The sequence below is a fragment of the Pectobacterium sp. CFBP8739 genome, from assembly GCF_013449375.1.
Lineage (GTDB): Bacteria > Pseudomonadota > Gammaproteobacteria > Enterobacterales > Enterobacteriaceae > Pectobacterium.
Genome location: NZ_JACDRR010000007.1, coordinates 174,768 through 189,856, shown reverse-complemented (window position 1 = coordinate 189,856; position 15,089 = coordinate 174,768). Strand labels below are relative to the sequence as shown.

Annotated in this window: 17 protein-coding genes and 2 pseudogenes; 12 read left to right on the top strand and 7 right to left on the bottom strand. The window is 48.8% G+C overall.

Features of this window, described 5'->3' with window-relative positions:
* Positions 1–6: 6 nt before the first annotated feature.
* The 3 genes from H0247_RS06845 to H0247_RS06835 all read right to left on the bottom strand — a co-directional run bounded on the left by H0247_RS06845 (position 7) and on the right by H0247_RS06835 (position 1,577).
* Positions 7–582: a hypothetical protein gene (locus H0247_RS06845; RefSeq protein ID WP_180741871.1), complete on the bottom strand. Its 576-nt coding sequence runs from the start codon at positions 580–582 to the stop codon at positions 7–9.
* Positions 583–685: 103 nt separating this feature from the next.
* Positions 686–892, bottom strand: a complete 207-nt coding sequence (locus H0247_RS06840; RefSeq protein ID WP_040034120.1) for an AlpA family transcriptional regulator — start codon at positions 890–892, stop codon at positions 686–688.
* A gap of 103 nt (positions 893–995) precedes the next feature.
* Positions 996–1,577: an inovirus-type Gp2 protein gene (locus tag H0247_RS06835; RefSeq protein WP_180741870.1), complete on the bottom strand. Its 582-nt coding sequence runs from the start codon at positions 1,575–1,577 to the stop codon at positions 996–998.
* Between the two features lie 370 nt (positions 1,578–1,947).
* Between H0247_RS06835 and H0247_RS06830 the strand changes: the two genes are divergently transcribed.
* The 10 genes and pseudogenes from H0247_RS06830 to H0247_RS06785 form a co-directional block, all read left to right on the top strand.
* Positions 1,948–2,742 (top strand): hypothetical protein, encoded by a 795-nt coding sequence (locus tag H0247_RS06830; RefSeq protein WP_180741869.1) that lies wholly within the window; start codon positions 1,948–1,950, stop codon positions 2,740–2,742.
* 125 nt (positions 2,743–2,867) lie between these two features.
* Complete coding sequence (locus H0247_RS06825) at positions 2,868–3,743, top strand: GTPase family protein (protein WP_180741868.1); 876 nt, start codon at positions 2,868–2,870, stop codon at positions 3,741–3,743.
* 369 nt (positions 3,744–4,112) lie between these two features.
* Positions 4,113–4,811 (top strand): DeoR family transcriptional regulator, encoded by a 699-nt coding sequence (locus H0247_RS06820; protein WP_180741867.1) that lies wholly within the window; start codon positions 4,113–4,115, stop codon positions 4,809–4,811.
* A gap of 181 nt (positions 4,812–4,992) precedes the next feature.
* On the top strand, positions 4,993–5,562 hold the full coding sequence (locus H0247_RS06815) for a hypothetical protein (RefSeq protein ID WP_095994930.1): 570 nt from the start codon (positions 4,993–4,995) through the stop codon (positions 5,560–5,562).
* 35 nt (positions 5,563–5,597) lie between these two features.
* A complete protein-coding gene (locus tag H0247_RS06810; RefSeq protein ID WP_180741866.1) occupies positions 5,598–6,071 on the top strand; it encodes a hypothetical protein in 474 nt (157 codons plus the stop codon).
* Positions 6,072–6,087: 16 nt separating this feature from the next.
* A complete protein-coding gene (locus H0247_RS06805; protein WP_040034648.1) occupies positions 6,088–6,321 on the top strand; it encodes a membrane protein in 234 nt (77 codons plus the stop codon).
* Positions 6,322–6,405: 84 nt separating this feature from the next.
* Positions 6,406–6,879, top strand: a complete 474-nt coding sequence (radC, locus tag H0247_RS06800) for a DNA repair protein RadC (protein WP_180741865.1) — start codon at positions 6,406–6,408, stop codon at positions 6,877–6,879.
* A 38-nt stretch (positions 6,880–6,917) separates the two neighbouring features.
* Positions 6,918–7,212: pseudogene (locus H0247_RS06795) on the top strand (type IV toxin-antitoxin system YeeU family antitoxin).
* Positions 7,213–7,280: 68 nt separating this feature from the next.
* Positions 7,281–7,601, top strand: coding sequence for a TA system toxin CbtA family protein (locus H0247_RS06790; protein WP_180741864.1), 321 nt, complete (start codon positions 7,281–7,283; stop codon positions 7,599–7,601).
* 117 nt (positions 7,602–7,718) lie between these two features.
* Positions 7,719–7,871: pseudogene (locus H0247_RS06785) on the top strand (restriction endonuclease subunit M); the annotation flags it as partial.
* A 41-nt stretch (positions 7,872–7,912) separates the two neighbouring features.
* Here the strand turns inward: H0247_RS06785 and H0247_RS06780 are convergent.
* Complete coding sequence (locus H0247_RS06780) at positions 7,913–9,484, bottom strand: DUF2235 domain-containing protein (protein ID WP_180741863.1); 1,572 nt, start codon at positions 9,482–9,484, stop codon at positions 7,913–7,915.
* A 184-nt stretch (positions 9,485–9,668) separates the two neighbouring features.
* Between H0247_RS06780 and vapB the strand changes: the two genes are divergently transcribed.
* Both vapB and vapC read left to right on the top strand, forming a co-directional pair.
* Positions 9,669–9,899 (top strand): type II toxin-antitoxin system VapB family antitoxin, encoded by a 231-nt coding sequence (gene vapB / locus H0247_RS06775; RefSeq protein WP_039360473.1) that lies wholly within the window; start codon positions 9,669–9,671, stop codon positions 9,897–9,899.
* On the top strand, positions 9,899–10,303 hold the full coding sequence (vapC, locus tag H0247_RS06770) for a tRNA(fMet)-specific endonuclease VapC (protein ID WP_180741862.1): 405 nt from the start codon (positions 9,899–9,901) through the stop codon (positions 10,301–10,303). Before vapB ends, vapC begins: the two co-directional genes overlap by 1 nt.
* Before the next feature lie 413 nt (positions 10,304–10,716).
* On the opposite strand, the gene H0247_RS06765 is transcribed toward vapC, so the two are convergent.
* The 3 genes from H0247_RS06765 to H0247_RS06755 are packed head-to-tail and all read right to left on the bottom strand — an operon-like array spanning position 10,717 to position 15,048.
* The gene (locus tag H0247_RS06765; RefSeq protein WP_180741861.1) at positions 10,717–11,817 is read right to left on the bottom strand and encodes a nuclease; all 1,101 of its coding nucleotides are present in this window, start codon (positions 11,815–11,817) and stop codon (positions 10,717–10,719) included.
* Positions 11,818–11,827: 10 nt separating this feature from the next.
* On the bottom strand, positions 11,828–13,576 hold the full coding sequence (locus H0247_RS06760; RefSeq protein ID WP_180741860.1) for a restriction endonuclease subunit S: 1,749 nt from the start codon (positions 13,574–13,576) through the stop codon (positions 11,828–11,830).
* Positions 13,576–15,048: an N-6 DNA methylase gene (locus H0247_RS06755; protein ID WP_180741859.1), complete on the bottom strand. Its 1,473-nt coding sequence runs from the start codon at positions 15,046–15,048 to the stop codon at positions 13,576–13,578. The genes H0247_RS06760 and H0247_RS06755 overlap by 1 nt, the downstream gene beginning before the upstream one ends.
* Positions 15,049–15,089 lie beyond the last annotated feature (41 nt).

Genomic DNA, 15,089 nt, shown 5'->3' with positions numbered 1-15,089 from the left:
CAGTAATCAGTAGCGCGTAAAAACGACATATTCATCCATCAGGTTTGTCAACGCCGTATTTTCTTCCTGCCGTTTACCCAGCCAGAAGCAAATCTCCTCGTTATTCATCAGTTTCAAATTCACTAACCAGTCATTCATTGAAGCCCCGCGCATAAGGTCATACCAACATAGCCAGACAAGTTTATGGCGAATTTCACGCATCTTAAACTGTGAGAAAAGGCAGATCAGTTTGTTTGCAAGGCGGCCTTGCTTCAGTCTGACGCATTCACTCAGTAAAATCCCTTCCAGCCCAGCATGGGTGAATAGAAGTTCATCATTAGCTGCGAGAATTGTTCGTAAATCATCTAGTGAAAACAGCGGGTCAGGCCATTTTTTACCATGAACTATTCGGTACAGGTATTGCGGTACAATCGCTGTAACTGCCCCTGCTTCGGGAAAATACAAAACTGAAACTGTAAGGCAGTGACTGTATCGAATGTCTGGATGACACATACCGTTTCTAATTGCGATATTGGTCAAATCGGTCAACCAGCGCTGATAAGCGTTAAGTAGATCATCGTAGCAAGCAGCTGTTTCTTTCATCGGTGAATAACCCTTTATCTAAATAAATTGGTAGCCAAAAGTTTCGCAGAAAGCAGATTGTTGAATTGGCTGTTGGGAGGATTGTTGCAAATGTAGGAAAGCGTTACTGACGAGACCTATCAATGCGCTGCTGTAACCAGGTCTCCACTTCACTTTGTAGCCAACGGGAACTACGCCCTAGCTTAATGGGTTTGGGAAACAGGCCATCTTTGATCAGTTTATAAAACCATTTGTCGGTGAGCCCTGTCAGTTTGGTGATGAATGCCATATCAACAAACTGGTCTTCAAGTAGGGAAGGTTGAACAGTCATAGCGAAATTCTCCGGTAGTTTAAAGAGTACCGGAGTCGAGATGCTGGTTATCACTGCCTGCTCCGGCATAACAACCGGTGGGAATGTAAAAAGTGTTTTGCCTTCACGAATTACCTCGTGGCCTTCCTAGCCCACTGGGTGTAGGAACCTCGCTAGAACCGTAGTAATAATGCCCGTCCTTCTGCTTTTCTTTCGCCAGATAGCTGATGATGTAGCGTAGGCCATTGATAGCAACGTTATCATCGTAATTAACTGGCTGGGTTATATCAGCTTCATAGCTGGCTTTACGATCGCACCGGTTGTGGTAACCCTGGCCTTCCGTTATGTACTGCCACAGTGCTCCAGCCTGTTCTGCTACCGGATATGTTGCCTGATTGTTGTGTCTATTGAGATACATCACGATGTGGGCATGACACCCATGAAGGGGTGTAGACTCCAATACCCAAAAATATCCGACGAGTCTGCCTTGGCGCATCATCATTTCAGCCAACTGGCGAACCTCCCATTCAGTCTGCTTCATCCCATGATGGAGATAACGCCATGAACCTTTACGATAAAATAGATCGATCCTGATGGGTTGTAGGCGAGAGTAACGGGCTAACAGTTGATTAAGGTGGTCATTGACTAACGAAAGTAGGAACCAGTTCATCGTGTAATTACGGTTATAGGGATAGGGAAAATTCATAATCGAGTCCTCTGTAGTGGATATACAGAGAAATGGACTGATATGTGTTTTCTATTCAGTAAGGCAGTGTGACGATCACGGTATTTCTTGTGGTACGCCATTACAGTGGGTAGATGCTATCGGACGTATTTGTTGCTTATGTTATACATGTAGTATTGATAAGGGAAATGAGAGCAGACAGAGAATATTAATTATACTAAAAACCCAAATGTTCTTTCTTAATATCTTATCAAAAAATAGTAAATAGATATGCCTTACATTAATAATGATTTTTATTTCATTGAAAAACAAATAATAAACCATTGATAAATAATTCATTAAAGTTTAAAGTTATGCAAAATTTACCATATGATTAACAAAGAGGCTAGGTGTGGCAGAGCGTATTACCTTTAATGTCACTAATTCGGACACATTACGTGTCGTGGATGAATACTGCAAGAAGCAAGGTATCTCTCGCTCTCTGGCTATAGCTACATTGCTTGATGCTACTGTGCCAGTGTTGAATGATGTTAATTGTTACTATCAACTCGCAGATGAACTCAATACACGACTATTATCCGGCGTCTATCGACAGGATTTGCCACGAAGAAAAAATGTGGTAGATGCTGAGCGATATTGTCTGGAAATTTTTGAAAACAATCTCCTCGTGGGAAAAATGTATGATTTTGATAGCGCTAGCGGGATACTTCATGTTCGAGAGAAAAAGCGCCATTATCGCCGTGATGATCATATCGGAAAGGTGGAGAGTCGCTATATCAAGGATATCTGTGACGTAGCTATGAGAGTAAATAGGAAAGGTGCTCAGTATGCCTGTTTCATCTATGCCGAGCGGATTGTATTTACTGATAAGAAGAAAAGCGATGATGAATCAGCACCGATAAGGCTAGCCGCAGGTGATGCTTTTATTCTGATGCTAAAAGATGTGATTTACGAAAATCTCTTTTTTGATTTAACTGGTGCTTTGTTTGTTAACATGATCGATCTGATATCTTCTGGTACGCGGGGATTTCCTAAAACGGCCAAAGATCCAAGCGTCTACTGTTGGGTGCCTATTCTGTTCAGTGACAAAAATGCCGTGATAGTACCGGTGTATCGCACGGATTCAAAAAAGAATGGACTTACCTTCCGTAAACCAGCTTTGATTACCGTCATCACTCCAACCTAAAAAAATTCAGCATTTCCGTTTGATATTATTAGATTTTTTTCAGATAGATATTATCCCCATGCACACCCCAATCAGTGGTGGCTTTCAATGGCCGCCACGCCATTCTGTCTGTCTGAGAAATCCTTATGCTTAACCACGAGAATCTGCGCGAGATACAGGCGTCGCTGTCAGTATTGCCGGATAGCCTGCACCAGCGCGTTATTAACCACATTGAACAACTGATCCAATACGAACCCGTCATCGGCATTATGGGGAAGACCGGTGCAGGTAAATCCAGCCTGTGTAATGCACTGTTTCTGGGGGAAGTGTCCCCTGTCAGTGATAACCGAGCCTGTACCCGGCAAGCTCTTACGTTCCGGCTGTCATCAGGACAACGCAGCATTCTGTTTGTTGATTTGCCCGGTGTCGGTGAGAGTGAGGAGCGGGACCATGACTATGCTGCGCTCTATCAGCACTGGTTGCCACGTGTTGATCTTGTGCTCTGGTTGCTCAAGGCTGATGACCGGGCGCTTGCCATTGACCAGCATATTTATCGTACCATTATCGGTGAGCGCTACCGTGACAAGATACTATTTGTTCTGAATCAGGTCGATAAGCTGGAGCCCAGTCACGAATGGGACTGGGATGCGCAGCAACCCTCATTAAAGCAGTCTGGCAATATTTATGCCCAGCGCGTCACAGTGCGTTCCACTTTCTTTCCTACCCATCCAGTCTGCGCCGTGTCGGTAAAAACTAGCTGGGGCATGGCAGCAATGGTGGAAACGCTGTTTCAGTGTTTACCGCCAAAGGCCAGCAGTCCGTTGTCAGCCCGCTTACAGCCCGACTGGCGTTCAGTGGCTATTGATAACCGGGCTCAAGATGATTTTGCCCAGTCGGTCGGCGACGTACTTGATAGCGTTATTGCGCTACCTGTCGTCCCCGCACCACTAAAAATACTTATCGGCGGCCTCAAACAAACTGTGGTGTCACTCGCCCGTTCATTGTGGTCACTGCTGTTCTAGGCAATACCTATGCTTTCCCATCCCGTCCGGCCCTGTCGCTTTTGCTACAGGGCTTTTGTTTATTCTTTTTCTGAGGACATTCCTATGGTTCAGTTAACGTGACTCGTCGTGATGGCAGAAACCATGCTGGCGACATGCCAGTGATGGATAGGCCAAGTGTTATCACTCTGTAACCACCTGGACAGGGTGTGTCCGACGGTTAGCGTTTTCCCTCATAGCCTGTTTACCTCAATCGCCCCTCAGGCCGCATCCCACCGGCTTTCTTACTGAAAATAAAAATATTTTTCATAGTGTCCATACCCTGACCACGCCCCTCTTTAAAGTAATCACAGGACTTTCATTCCGTTAACTGCTTCAGGAGGCTGCACCATGACACAGGCTGACCGCCGATATGACCGGCTGGCCGTCAGGCTGTCATTGATAATCAGCCGATTACTGGCAGGCGAAACACTGAGCGTTAGAAAACTGGCGGCAGAGTTCGGCGTCTCTACCCGCACCTTGCGGCGAGATTTCCGTGAACGGCTGATGTATCTCGACCTGGAATACCGCAACGGTCTTTGCCGTTTGCCGGAGCACCATAACCCGGCACGGCATGGGCAGGATGTGCTGATGTTTGTCCGACAGACCGGGATGGAGAACGTGTTTCCCGGTCTGGATAACCGGTTGGTTAACACCCTGCTGGACAGCGGTGAGGACGCACCCTGTCTGGTCTGGCATCCGCCCTTGCGCGGTACGCCGACACTGCCGGGGCATTTTTACCGTCTGACTCGGGCAATTGGTGAGCAGCTACGTGTCACGCTTCTGGCCGACGGTCAGCGCTATGACGGGTTATCGCCTTACCGGCTTATCTGCCTGTATGGCGAGTGGTATCTGGTGGCCGAATCACTGGGGCATCTTCTGGTCCTGCCGCTGCATGAGATTCATGGGGTGACGGTCTCTACCGAGTCCTTCCAGCGCCGTGATGATATCAGTCACCTGACCACACAATCCAGCTTCATCACGGCATTGCCGCACTTTCGCTTTATTCACGACGTACTCACCACCTTCGGCACGTCTCCGGCCACATAAGTCAGGGACGCGATGCCAACACCAGAGAAAACCAGAAAGACGGATAAAAAAGGACAGTACCCGTAGCGGCACACAGAAGCCGTTACCGGGCAGTTCAGTGAAGAGCCACACCAGACGTCACAGGCAGACACCGTTCTGCCTGGACGATTTTCATAATGACTTCAACATAAAGGATACGATGATGTTTACATACCTTCCGGGCAAACGGGGATGGCTGATAATCGGGCTACTGGCAACCTTCTCCGCTCAGGCAGAAACCGAGCTTCCTGCTCAGGTCACCTGGCTTACCTTCAAAAGGCTTGGCTGGACCAACCCTGATGGGCTGAGTGATGACCAGTTAATCCGCATGACCTATAGAGGCAGAACGATTTTTAACTATCCCTGGACTGAGCAGTTTTTTGTCAGAGATGGCTACGGGCCACTGTTTCTGGCGAATAAAAAGGCCAAAACCCTTTCTCGGGTAAATATGAGTACGCGGTCAAAAACATCAGGTGACCTGGAGGTGGTCTATCGTGGTAACAAAACCAGCAACTGTACCTATGAAATTACCGACACAAAGGTCTATTTCAACGCCAATTTTGCCGACGGCAAGCCCGAGCAGCCGACGTTATTGCTGAGCATTCCAGAAAAGTGCATCGACCAGAAAAAGATGGCGGAAATTAAGGCGCAGAAACGTGAACAGGAGCAGAAACTGGGTAAATGGCTGGCAGACGGCTTCAACAAAGAGCACCACCGCCGTTACGGCTACTAACCCTGAGACAGATCCATTCACACAGAGGAACCCGCATGAAACACATCCCTTCGCTTCTGCTTGCAGGCGCACTGCTGTTGCCGTTATCCGCACAGGCCGTACCGAACCTGTGGAGCGCCGATTCTGGTCAGGGTGTCACCGAATATCGGATAGCCAACACTGAGGGTAGCGTCTTTACCGTTAACTGCACCGGTAACCCTGACGAAGACAACACGTTGCAACACAGCGTGGCGGTGTCGCCCGTAGGGAGACAGGGTGTCGATTCCCATTTTTCCACCGAGGTGTCCATCGTCGTCGTTATCGATGACCAGCAATACGGTATTCCGTCCTCGTTAGGATGGCGCAATGCGGATAATGCCTGGTTCGCATTTATTGAGGCGATTGGCAGCGCAACACAGTTTGACGTTTATCTCAATGACCAGCATGTGGGTGCCTGGGAGCCCAGGCAGAAAAACGTGCAGAAGGTGCTGGCTGATATCTCGTCGTGTGTCACGACACACCGGGAATAATCGGGAGAGATAACCCATGCCCATTATTGCCATCATCGTTATTGTCGTGGTTGTCATTGTATTAAGTAAAACCGGTATCTCAGACAGCCTTATTGGACTGGTTATCGCCACCGTTGCCGGACTGCTAACTGGCAGCGGAACCGCAGGCGTCGCCAGCGTGGCGCTGACACCGTTTCTGGGTATCCCGATAGGGCTGTTTGTCGGCGTAACGGTATTTGCCAAAGTGCTACGCTGGTTTTCCCGACGCTAGTGATAGCGTTAACCACACAAAGTAAACCCATCCCTGCCCCTGTTGCTTATGCAGCGGGGGCATTTTATTTATTAAGGAATCACTATGTCATGTAATTCATTGGCAGGCAGTGTTGCGTCCAGAGAGCAACGTATCATCCAGATGGCGCTGTGCCTGCTGGAAAAACGGGTGCGTAAAAATGCGCGGCAGTTCAAGACCTCGGAGGACACCAAAAGCTGGTTGATGCTGGAACTCAGTAGCCTGGAGCGCGAAGTCTTTATGGTGCTGTATCTGGATAACCAGCACCGTCTGATAGAAAAGGAAGTTATCGCGCTGGGTGGTATCAACAGCACCGAAGTGCATCCGCGTGAAATTCTCAAAGCCTCACTGCGTCACAATGCTGCTGCCGTGATACTGGCACATAACCATCCCTCCGGCTGGGCCGAGCCGAGTCAGGCTGACCGCCATATCACCGACAAGTTGAAGGACTCACTGTCACAACTCGACGTCAGAGTCCTCGATCATCTGGTTGTTGGCGGCGCTGAGGTAGTGTCGTTCGCTGAACGCGGTTGGCTGTGATGACCACATTTACCACCATGCTTTTAAAGGAAGCTATTATGTCATCGTCTGATACCCCAGAATGGGGACTAAAACGTGCGGTCACTCCGCGATTCGGAGCCAGACTGGTTCAGGAAGGTAACCGTCTGCACTATCTGGCAGACCGGGCCAGNNCGTTGCTTCCCTGAGCTGATTAAGCTGTTAGAGCAGAAGCTACGCACGGGTGAACTGAATCCTCGCCAGCCAGGTTGCATTACACAGCATTGCAACGACTGGACTTGTGAAGCCGATACGCTGGGCAGTTTTGGTTATGTGTATATTGTTATTTATCCCTCTTCGGCAGCAGCCGAATAACCTGCAACGTCTCTCCCATCCTGAGCATTTTCCTGATTTTATTGACTTAACCTGTAGAGAGTATTCCCATGCAAACATCACCTGCAATCCCGCCACGGGAGGATATCCCTTGCCCGTTACCTGTAGCCGTCTGGCAACAACTGCTGACCTACCTGCTGGAAAAGCACTACGGCCTGACGCTGAACGACACACCGTTCTGCGAGGAAAACGTGATTCAGGAGCATATCGATGCTGGCGTCACACTGGTCAATGCCGTGAATTTTCTGGTGGAAAAATACGAACTGGTGCGTATCGACCGCAACGGTTTTAACTGGCAGGAGCAATCGCCGTTTCTCACAGCCGTTGATGTTCTCCGTGCCAGACGCGCTACCAGCTTGCTCAAAGCATAAAGATTGCGAGCCGCTTTCCAGTAATACCAGGCCAAATCTATTTATCCTCTTCCCCGATGCATAATGCGCCAGCCCTGACCGGCTGGCGCATTTGCTTTTATGTATGGACCACAAATGATGCAAACTGAACCCGAGGTTTTAACCGAACACACCGAGCTGATTTGCTCGACCAATATCGAACGTATCGTTACCGGACGTGATACCGCGCTGCAACAGATAGAGCAACTCCTCAATCAGCTACAGGCTATTTCAACGCTAACGGCGACTTTAATTCAACCAGATTCTATGAACATCATGTAGAACATGCCTATTCAATGAATTCTTATACCAACAGCTGGCGTATTCAGAATACGCGTTTCGATCGGCGATCGCAGCGTTCCGTCAGGCTGCTTATGGCAACTCTTTATCGGCTGTGCAAAAATTCTGGGTTCGCCGATAGACATTGACTCGGATACTGCCAGTTTGGCATCTATCCAGATAGCGAGGTTCGCCGAATTTCCCTGTACGATGAAGGTGATAGCCAGTTCGGATCCCTTCGACTCAGTCTTTATCTGTTTCAGTACCTTCGGTGCCAGCAATACGCTACTACCGTTTCCGATTCCATTGAAACGGTACTTCAACCGAATGAAATCGCCCTCTGGGGTAAACGTCACAGATGTAGGGTCAATGTTCTTGCCAACGCTCAGCAATTCAAGCCTGTTATCCGTTTTTCTTAATTGCATTCGGGCAAACCACGTCACCGATCTCTGGACAAACATCCCGATTCCGCGATCGGCATTGGCGGCGTACATCGCCCGAAGACGATCGGCAATCATCGCCCCCTCCTCCGGCGTTAGCGGAGATGCCGGTTTAGTAATATCATTGCGACTGGCATTATTGACCTGAGTCGGATCGAGGCTGCCAAAGAGTTTATCCAGCAATCCCCGGGAATCATGCTTCCCCGCCAGCAGCGGATCGTCATCGCTCTCCCAGCAGTTGTTCGCACTTAACCCCATGGCATACAAAAACTGTTCCGTCAGTTGGATATAAATATCACTAATTCCCTTAGGGTAGGAGGCACCGATGTCAGAGTGGGCACCTGGCAAGCGGATCAGATTGATACGACCGGGTATCGGTTGGAAACGCCATAGGGAGGGTAAAGGGGTCGGATCGCTATCGATTATCGGTGCAAAAGTCTGGTTCCGGGTTTCATTCGTCGCATAGAAGTGCACTAGATAATCCACAGACGACGGGATATTCAACATAAGACTATAGCTCTGCCCAGTGGCTACGGTGTCATAAAGCAACGCATAAAACCTTGCGCCGGCACTAGCAGCCAAACCTTCAACCATGCCAAATCGCATCGGCCACTGCTGCGTCACCAGATTCATAAAATGCCGCGCTGTTGCGGCCCCTCGGCTGAATCCCGTGACAAATACGCGAATATCAGTGTTGGGGTTATCCAACAGCCACTTGCTCGCTTGCACAAAAAACTCGCGTTTTGCCTGCTCGGCAACGTCAAAACTGCTGGAACCCGAGATCCCATCAGGATAATCGATACCACTGCCTTGCATGCCAACGCCACGATAATAACGATCGGCATTCACTTGCCGAGCGATTCTTGCCACCATCGTTTCACGTTCATCTAAGGGGATCCGGGCGCGATCGTTAAAAGTACCGTCAAACGCCACCTTGTAAATCTTGACTGGGCGATGCCCAATTTGATGAGTGATCAACGGCGCATCCATCGGCGTAGCTAAAGCTTTCTCGATATCCTCCAGATCAGTGACGCGTACCGGAACTGATCTATTACCAGAGATTAGGCTGGTACAGGCACTGAGTACAATGCAACACAGTGCAACTGTGATGAGTTTGTAGAGCGGAAACCTCAGAGTGTTATGCATCCATTCATCCTATATGTTAAAAAATTTGTTACTGTCTCTACGCCTATACGATGCAAAGAAAATATTTTGCCAGAATATGGGGGAATATTGGGTAATATACTCGCTCGCCAAAGTATATCCCATTGACATATCCCAACAACACTTTATGCTATCGATAGCACAAAATTTATCCACGGAGGTTCCCATGGAGAAAACCACAGTATTTAAAAGTAACCGCAGCCAGGCGGTACGGCTCCCCAAAGCCGTTGCGCTGCCCGATGATGTGAAGCAGGTTGATATCGTTGCGATTGGTCGCACACGTATCATTACTCCGGCAGGGGAAAGCTGGGACAGTTGGTTCGAAGAACAAGGAGTAACGCCTGACTTTATGATCACCAGAGAGCAGCCCGATGATCAGATCAGGGAAGATTTCTGATGCTGAAATATCTGCTCGATACCAATATTTGTATTTACACCATCAAGAACAAACCGCAGGAAGTCAGGGACGCTTTCTACCGTCATTACGGGCAGTTTGCTATCAGTGCTATCACACTGATGGAACTGATCTATGGCGCGGAGAAATCGGTAAACCCAGAGAAGAATCTCGCTGTGATTGAAGGGTTTTCTGCACGTATGGAAGTGCAAACTTATGGCTTTGACGCTGCCGTACATACCGGCCAAATTCGTGCGGAACTGGCAAGACAAGGAACCCCCATTGGCCCGTATGATGCCATGTTAGCCGGTCACGCTCGGTCCGCAGGTTTAATACTGGTAACGAACAATATGCGTGAATTTGAGCGAGTGCCTGGGCTACGAGTGGAAAACTGGGTTAGCCGATAAGCTGTATTTTGCCCTACCCCAAAACAGGATATAATCCACCGCCTACTGCGGATAACCCGCAAAAAATCCAGCCAGAAAGGTTTGGGGGCCCATTTGGGGGCCACTACGTTTTTCGAACTGGTGAAAATCCTTTTATTTCAATATAGATACGTGGCTAATTCGAATCCTGTAGGGACCATTTTACCTTCTCCCAGACTCTACCGAGTTCAACAAAATCCCGTTATATTCATTGATACCACTAGGATTTTCTGTCGCTGAGCTCTACCGAGGTCAACTCGGCATACTGGAAATCAAGTCGATGTTGGGGCCTTTATGGGGGTGTAATCCCCCCAATAAACCGAACCATTCACTTTTAGACGTCTTCTGACTGACGTACTCATTTCTTGTTTGTCGGGAAAATCATCACCTGAGCATTACAATTCCGCGTCCCAATTTCTGAAATAACGCTTTAATTTCTCTACCGTGTGTCGCCACTTCGGCGCGGTAGGCTTGCAGACCGTATTTTGGTTGCCGAAAAACCCGACTTCGTTCACCGCTTCTTGCTCACTGCGGGTTTCCAGCCATTTTACGGGGACAAAATACTCGGATTTATCGGGATCATCCGCATTCAGACGATAGAGATCGCGATACTTCAGCACATCCATCGCCAGCTTTTCGCCGTCGTCAGTGTTGATGGTGAAGCTACTGGCAGGCTCAACAGCCCCCTGCACAATACCGACGCCAACGTAGCCCTTCGCTGGGATTTTTACCCACACTCGGTTACCAGGCTGAAGCTGTTTTAACGTCTGGCTATACCAACTTCCGCCGCCCGCACTGATAAAGTTGTAGTGTCGCGCCTCTTCCCAGTTGCGGCTTTGCATGTCGCCAAACGAGACATAAAACTCCCCGTACCAAGGTTCCTTTGCGTTGGCACTGGTGGCTGTGGCCTGTGCGGCATTGGTTTGTGTCTCACTCGGGTCGATAAGCCACGTGCGGCTTAAGAACTGCTCATCACCGTGCTGGAATACCTTAAAGAACAGCACGTTAATCGAAATACCATTTTTGCTCAGATAATCGACGATGCGTTCGGTGGACGGATCCAGCTCAGCCGCGACAATGATGATTTGGTGCGACTGGTTGAGTGACTCCTCTTCCAGTTCGGAATTAAAACGTCGCTTGAACGCCTCACCGAGATTCCCACCACCGGAGAATTTCTCATAAATCTGCGACAGGCGCTCGGCGGTTAAGTCATCCACCCAGGAGGCGTAATCCAGCGCCTGTGCCACCACTTCACGCGGCGTGCGATCACGCTTGAGTTCAATCAGGATCAGCGAGGCATCCGGTGCGATTGCCAGCAGGTCGATACGCCCGCTGTCGAGCGTATTGACTTCCTCACCAATCATCATCCACTGGTCGGACAGTATGGACGAATCTTGAATAATCATCTTCTGCAACAGTTTTTCAGTGGCGAGTTTGCTGATGGTCAGCGGCTGCGGGTTCTCCCCCACCCGCCAGATAGCATGATGAACCGGCATAGTCTGTTCCTTAGTTTACTGCTGCATCGGTAAGTGCGTCCGCCAGGTGGAGCTGGGTTTGCTGGGCGGATTGCAGGCGGGATTTGAGGGTGTCACAAAACACAAATAACTCATCTATCTTAGCCGTAATTTCAATTTGTTCTGCTAAAGGGGGGATAGGAATCAGTGTATTTGATACTTTAGCTAAATTTAGATTCGGCTGCGCCCCGCCTGCGGCATGACTTCTTAAATCATCGTAAGATTTTTCAAAGAAAAACTTGATATATCGACGGTGAAACTCATTACTTTCAAATAATTGAATTGCCGCACAAGCCTGGTTTGTTCCAGCTGCGATACATAATTCAGTTATCTGACCACGAGTTTTCCCCTGACCATACATAGCAATGATAAGGGTACCAGGTGGATAAATTGAAATATTTGTTTCCTTTACAGCCCTCATTGAGACCTTTTCAGCTGTATCGATAATAAATGGTGATGATGTTTCACCACTTGTAACCCAATTAAACTCTGGTTCAGACCAATAATCAGGATTATCTCTTGAAGGAGTAGAACCTGTCCCGACTTGAGCTATTGATATTATTCGACACCACTCCCACCCTTCCGGCAACTCAAACGGCTTTTCCTCATCACTCACTGGCGGCAACGGTTTTTGTTTTTTAATTTTACCTTCTTTCACCCATTGCGCTTTTTCCTGCTCAATACGTTTGAGCAGTTCAGAAGCCGGTTCGTCGTTAGGATCTTGCGGCACCAGTTTACCCATCACCGCCAGTTGCAGAATGGTTTGCTTAAGCGCGTCAATACTCGCTTCGGTAGTAAACAGCGTGTCGAAATGCTGGCTGATTCGCGCCCAACTTTCGGAGAGTTCTTCGGCATTCTGGCTATCAGTCAGCGTTGCCAGCAGAGTTTCCACCAACTGCTGATGGGCGTCCAGACTGGTTAGCGATTGCTGTTCCAGTTTGTCGCAGAGGGACATGAGTTCGTCAACCTTGCAGATAATTCGATTTTGTTCAGCTTTAGGCGGAAGAGCAAATACTGTGGCAATAAGTTTTTCTCTTGATATATTCGGCTGAGCTCCACCAGTCCCCATCCCGATGAAAATTCTCTTGTAAGCTTTTAAAAGGGTTAATAAATATATATTCGAAATTCCACTATATGGAGTGCAAGCACATACTGCTTGATTAGTCGTACCACGAACATTTAAGATCGATGTCTTACCAATTGTTGCCCCATACATCGCAATTAACACGTCCCCGACTTTATTGTCACGGAGTGAACACTCTTGCAAGGCAAATTCTGTGATTTTCTCTTCGGAATCCGAAATAAAATCCGAAGAGAGTTCCCCTGATTTAAACCACGGAATATCACCATTATAATATTTTGCATTAGAGCGACTTGGCGTGGCTCCAGCTCCCCAATCACCTATATCATTTAAATAACACCATTCCCAACCATCAGGTAAATCAAAGGGTATTTTGGTTATTGCAATTTTTTCAAGTTTTTTAGGTTTCCTAATCACTTTGCTCTTAACTAATTCATCTCTTTCTTTCGCAATCTGCTTCAGTAACTCAGACGCTGGTTCATCATTCGGGTCTTGCGGCACCAGTTTGCCGCGCACCGCCAGTTCCAGAATCAGCTCGCGCAGTTTCTTAATGCCGTAGAGGTCGATTTTGCCATTGCTGCCGCGCCCCGCAGTGGAGCGGGTTTGCAGAGCGGAAGCCCAGATATCGATATGGTCGGTAATCAACGTCTCAACGGTCATCAGTTCGCCCCCTTGTTGCCTGCCAGTGCGGCACCGAGGATATCGCGCAGTTGGTTACGCAGCTCGCCGATTTCCGCCTGCTGCGTCTGGTACTGCGCCAGCAGCTCATCGGGATCGTGGCTGACGGTTTCGCCCTGATACGGGTTCTTGCTATCGAGGTTAAAGTTGCGAGCGATGATGTCATCGATGCTGACTTTCCACGCCTGATTATTCTCTTCACGGCTGGCAAAGCCATCCACTTCATTACCCCACCAGTCGATTTCGGTTTGGAACTCTTCAAACTTCATCGGTTTGGTTTTGCTGTAGTTCTTCACGCCGTCTGGGTACGGGTGCTCATAGAACCACACTTCTTTGGTTGGCTGGCCTTTGGTGAAGAACAGAATATTGGTTTTAATGCCGGTATACGGGTTAAACACGCCGTTCGGCAAACGCACAATGGTGTGCAGGTTGCATTCCTCGGTAAGCAGCTTTTTGATTTTGGTTTTCACGCCTTCACCAAACAGCGTACCGTCCGGCAATACCACCGCCGCGCGGCCTTTGTCGGCCAGCACTTCAATAATCAGTTGCAGGAACAGATCGGCGGTTTCGCGGGTCTGCATTTCTGCAGGGAAGTTTTTCTCGATGCCATCTTCTTCGGTGCCGCCAAACGGCGGGTTGGTAACAATCACATCCAGTTGTTCGTCCCAGGAAGAGAGCGGTTTATTGAGCGTGTTGTCGTGACGGATTTGTATCGGCACTTCAATACCGTGCAACAGCATATTGGTGGTACACAGCAGATGGGGAAGCTGTTTTTTCTCTACGCCATAGATCTGCTTTTGCAGCGTTTTGTGGTCTTCAGTGGTGTTAACGTAATGCGCTTTCACATGGTCGAACGCACAGGCAAGGAAGCCGCCAGTGCCGCAGGCCGGGTCCATAATGGACTCACCCAGTTTCGGGTCAATACGGTTGACCATAAAGCGCGTCACCGCACGCGGAGTATAGAACTCGCCCGCATTACCGGCGCTTTGCAGGTCGCGCAGGATCTGTTCGTAGATATCGCCAAACAGATGACGCTCCTGGCTGCTGCTGAAGTCGATTTCGTTGAGCTTGTTGACCACCTGACGCAGCAGCGTACCGTTTTTCATGTAGTTGTAGGCATCGCTGAACGCCTGTTTGACCACAAAGCCACGCGGGTTCTTATCAATCGGCGCGGTGAGGTTTTTCAGGGTCGGGAACAGGTCATCGTTGACAAATTCCAGTAGCGCATCACCGGTGATGCCCTCGCTGTTTGCCGCCCAGCTACGCCATAAATAGCGTTGTGGGATCGGGAACTGGTAGTGATCCTGCTCCAGTTCCAGTTCTTCTTCCTGGGTATCAAAAATCTTCAAAAACAACAGCCATGAAAGTTGCCCGAGGCGCTGGGCATCGCCGTCCACCCCGGCGTCTTTACGCATAATGTCCTGAAGGGATTTAATGACTGAACTAATCGACATCTTTTCTTTCCATTCTTAAAAAAGGATGCCACCGGACGCAG

Bases quoted from the DNA above. Each gene is read 5' to 3' on its own strand.
- H0247_RS06845 (WP_180741871.1), bottom strand. From the start codon at position 582: ATGAAAGAAACAGCTGCTTGCTACGATGATCTACTTAACGCTTATCAG.
- H0247_RS06840 (WP_040034120.1), bottom strand. From the start codon at position 892: ATGACTGTTCAACCTTCCCTACTTGAAGACCAGTTTGTTGATATGGCA.
- H0247_RS06835 (WP_180741870.1), bottom strand. From the start codon at position 1,577: ATGAATTTTCCCTATCCCTATAACCGTAATTACACGATGAACTGGTTC.
- H0247_RS06825 (WP_180741868.1), top strand. From the start codon at position 2,868: ATGCTTAACCACGAGAATCTGCGCGAGATACAGGCGTCGCTGTCAGTA.
- H0247_RS06820 (WP_180741867.1), top strand. From the start codon at position 4,113: ATGACACAGGCTGACCGCCGATATGACCGGCTGGCCGTCAGGCTGTCA.
- H0247_RS06815 (WP_095994930.1), top strand. From the start codon at position 4,993: ATGTTTACATACCTTCCGGGCAAACGGGGATGGCTGATAATCGGGCTA.
- H0247_RS06810 (WP_180741866.1), top strand. From the start codon at position 5,598: ATGAAACACATCCCTTCGCTTCTGCTTGCAGGCGCACTGCTGTTGCCG.
- H0247_RS06805 (WP_040034648.1), top strand. From the start codon at position 6,088: ATGCCCATTATTGCCATCATCGTTATTGTCGTGGTTGTCATTGTATTA.
- radC (WP_180741865.1), top strand. From the start codon at position 6,406: ATGTCATGTAATTCATTGGCAGGCAGTGTTGCGTCCAGAGAGCAACGT.
- H0247_RS06790 (WP_180741864.1), top strand. From the start codon at position 7,281: ATGCAAACATCACCTGCAATCCCGCCACGGGAGGATATCCCTTGCCCG.
- H0247_RS06780 (WP_180741863.1), bottom strand. From the start codon at position 9,484: ATGCATAACACTCTGAGGTTTCCGCTCTACAAACTCATCACAGTTGCA.
- vapB (WP_039360473.1), top strand. From the start codon at position 9,669: ATGGAGAAAACCACAGTATTTAAAAGTAACCGCAGCCAGGCGGTACGG.
- vapC (WP_180741862.1), top strand. From the start codon at position 9,899: ATGCTGAAATATCTGCTCGATACCAATATTTGTATTTACACCATCAAG.
- H0247_RS06765 (WP_180741861.1), bottom strand. From the start codon at position 11,817: ATGCCGGTTCATCATGCTATCTGGCGGGTGGGGGAGAACCCGCAGCCG.
- H0247_RS06760 (WP_180741860.1), bottom strand. From the start codon at position 13,576: ATGACCGTTGAGACGTTGATTACCGACCATATCGATATCTGGGCTTCC.
- H0247_RS06755 (WP_180741859.1), bottom strand. From the start codon at position 15,048: ATGTCGATTAGTTCAGTCATTAAATCCCTTCAGGACATTATGCGTAAA.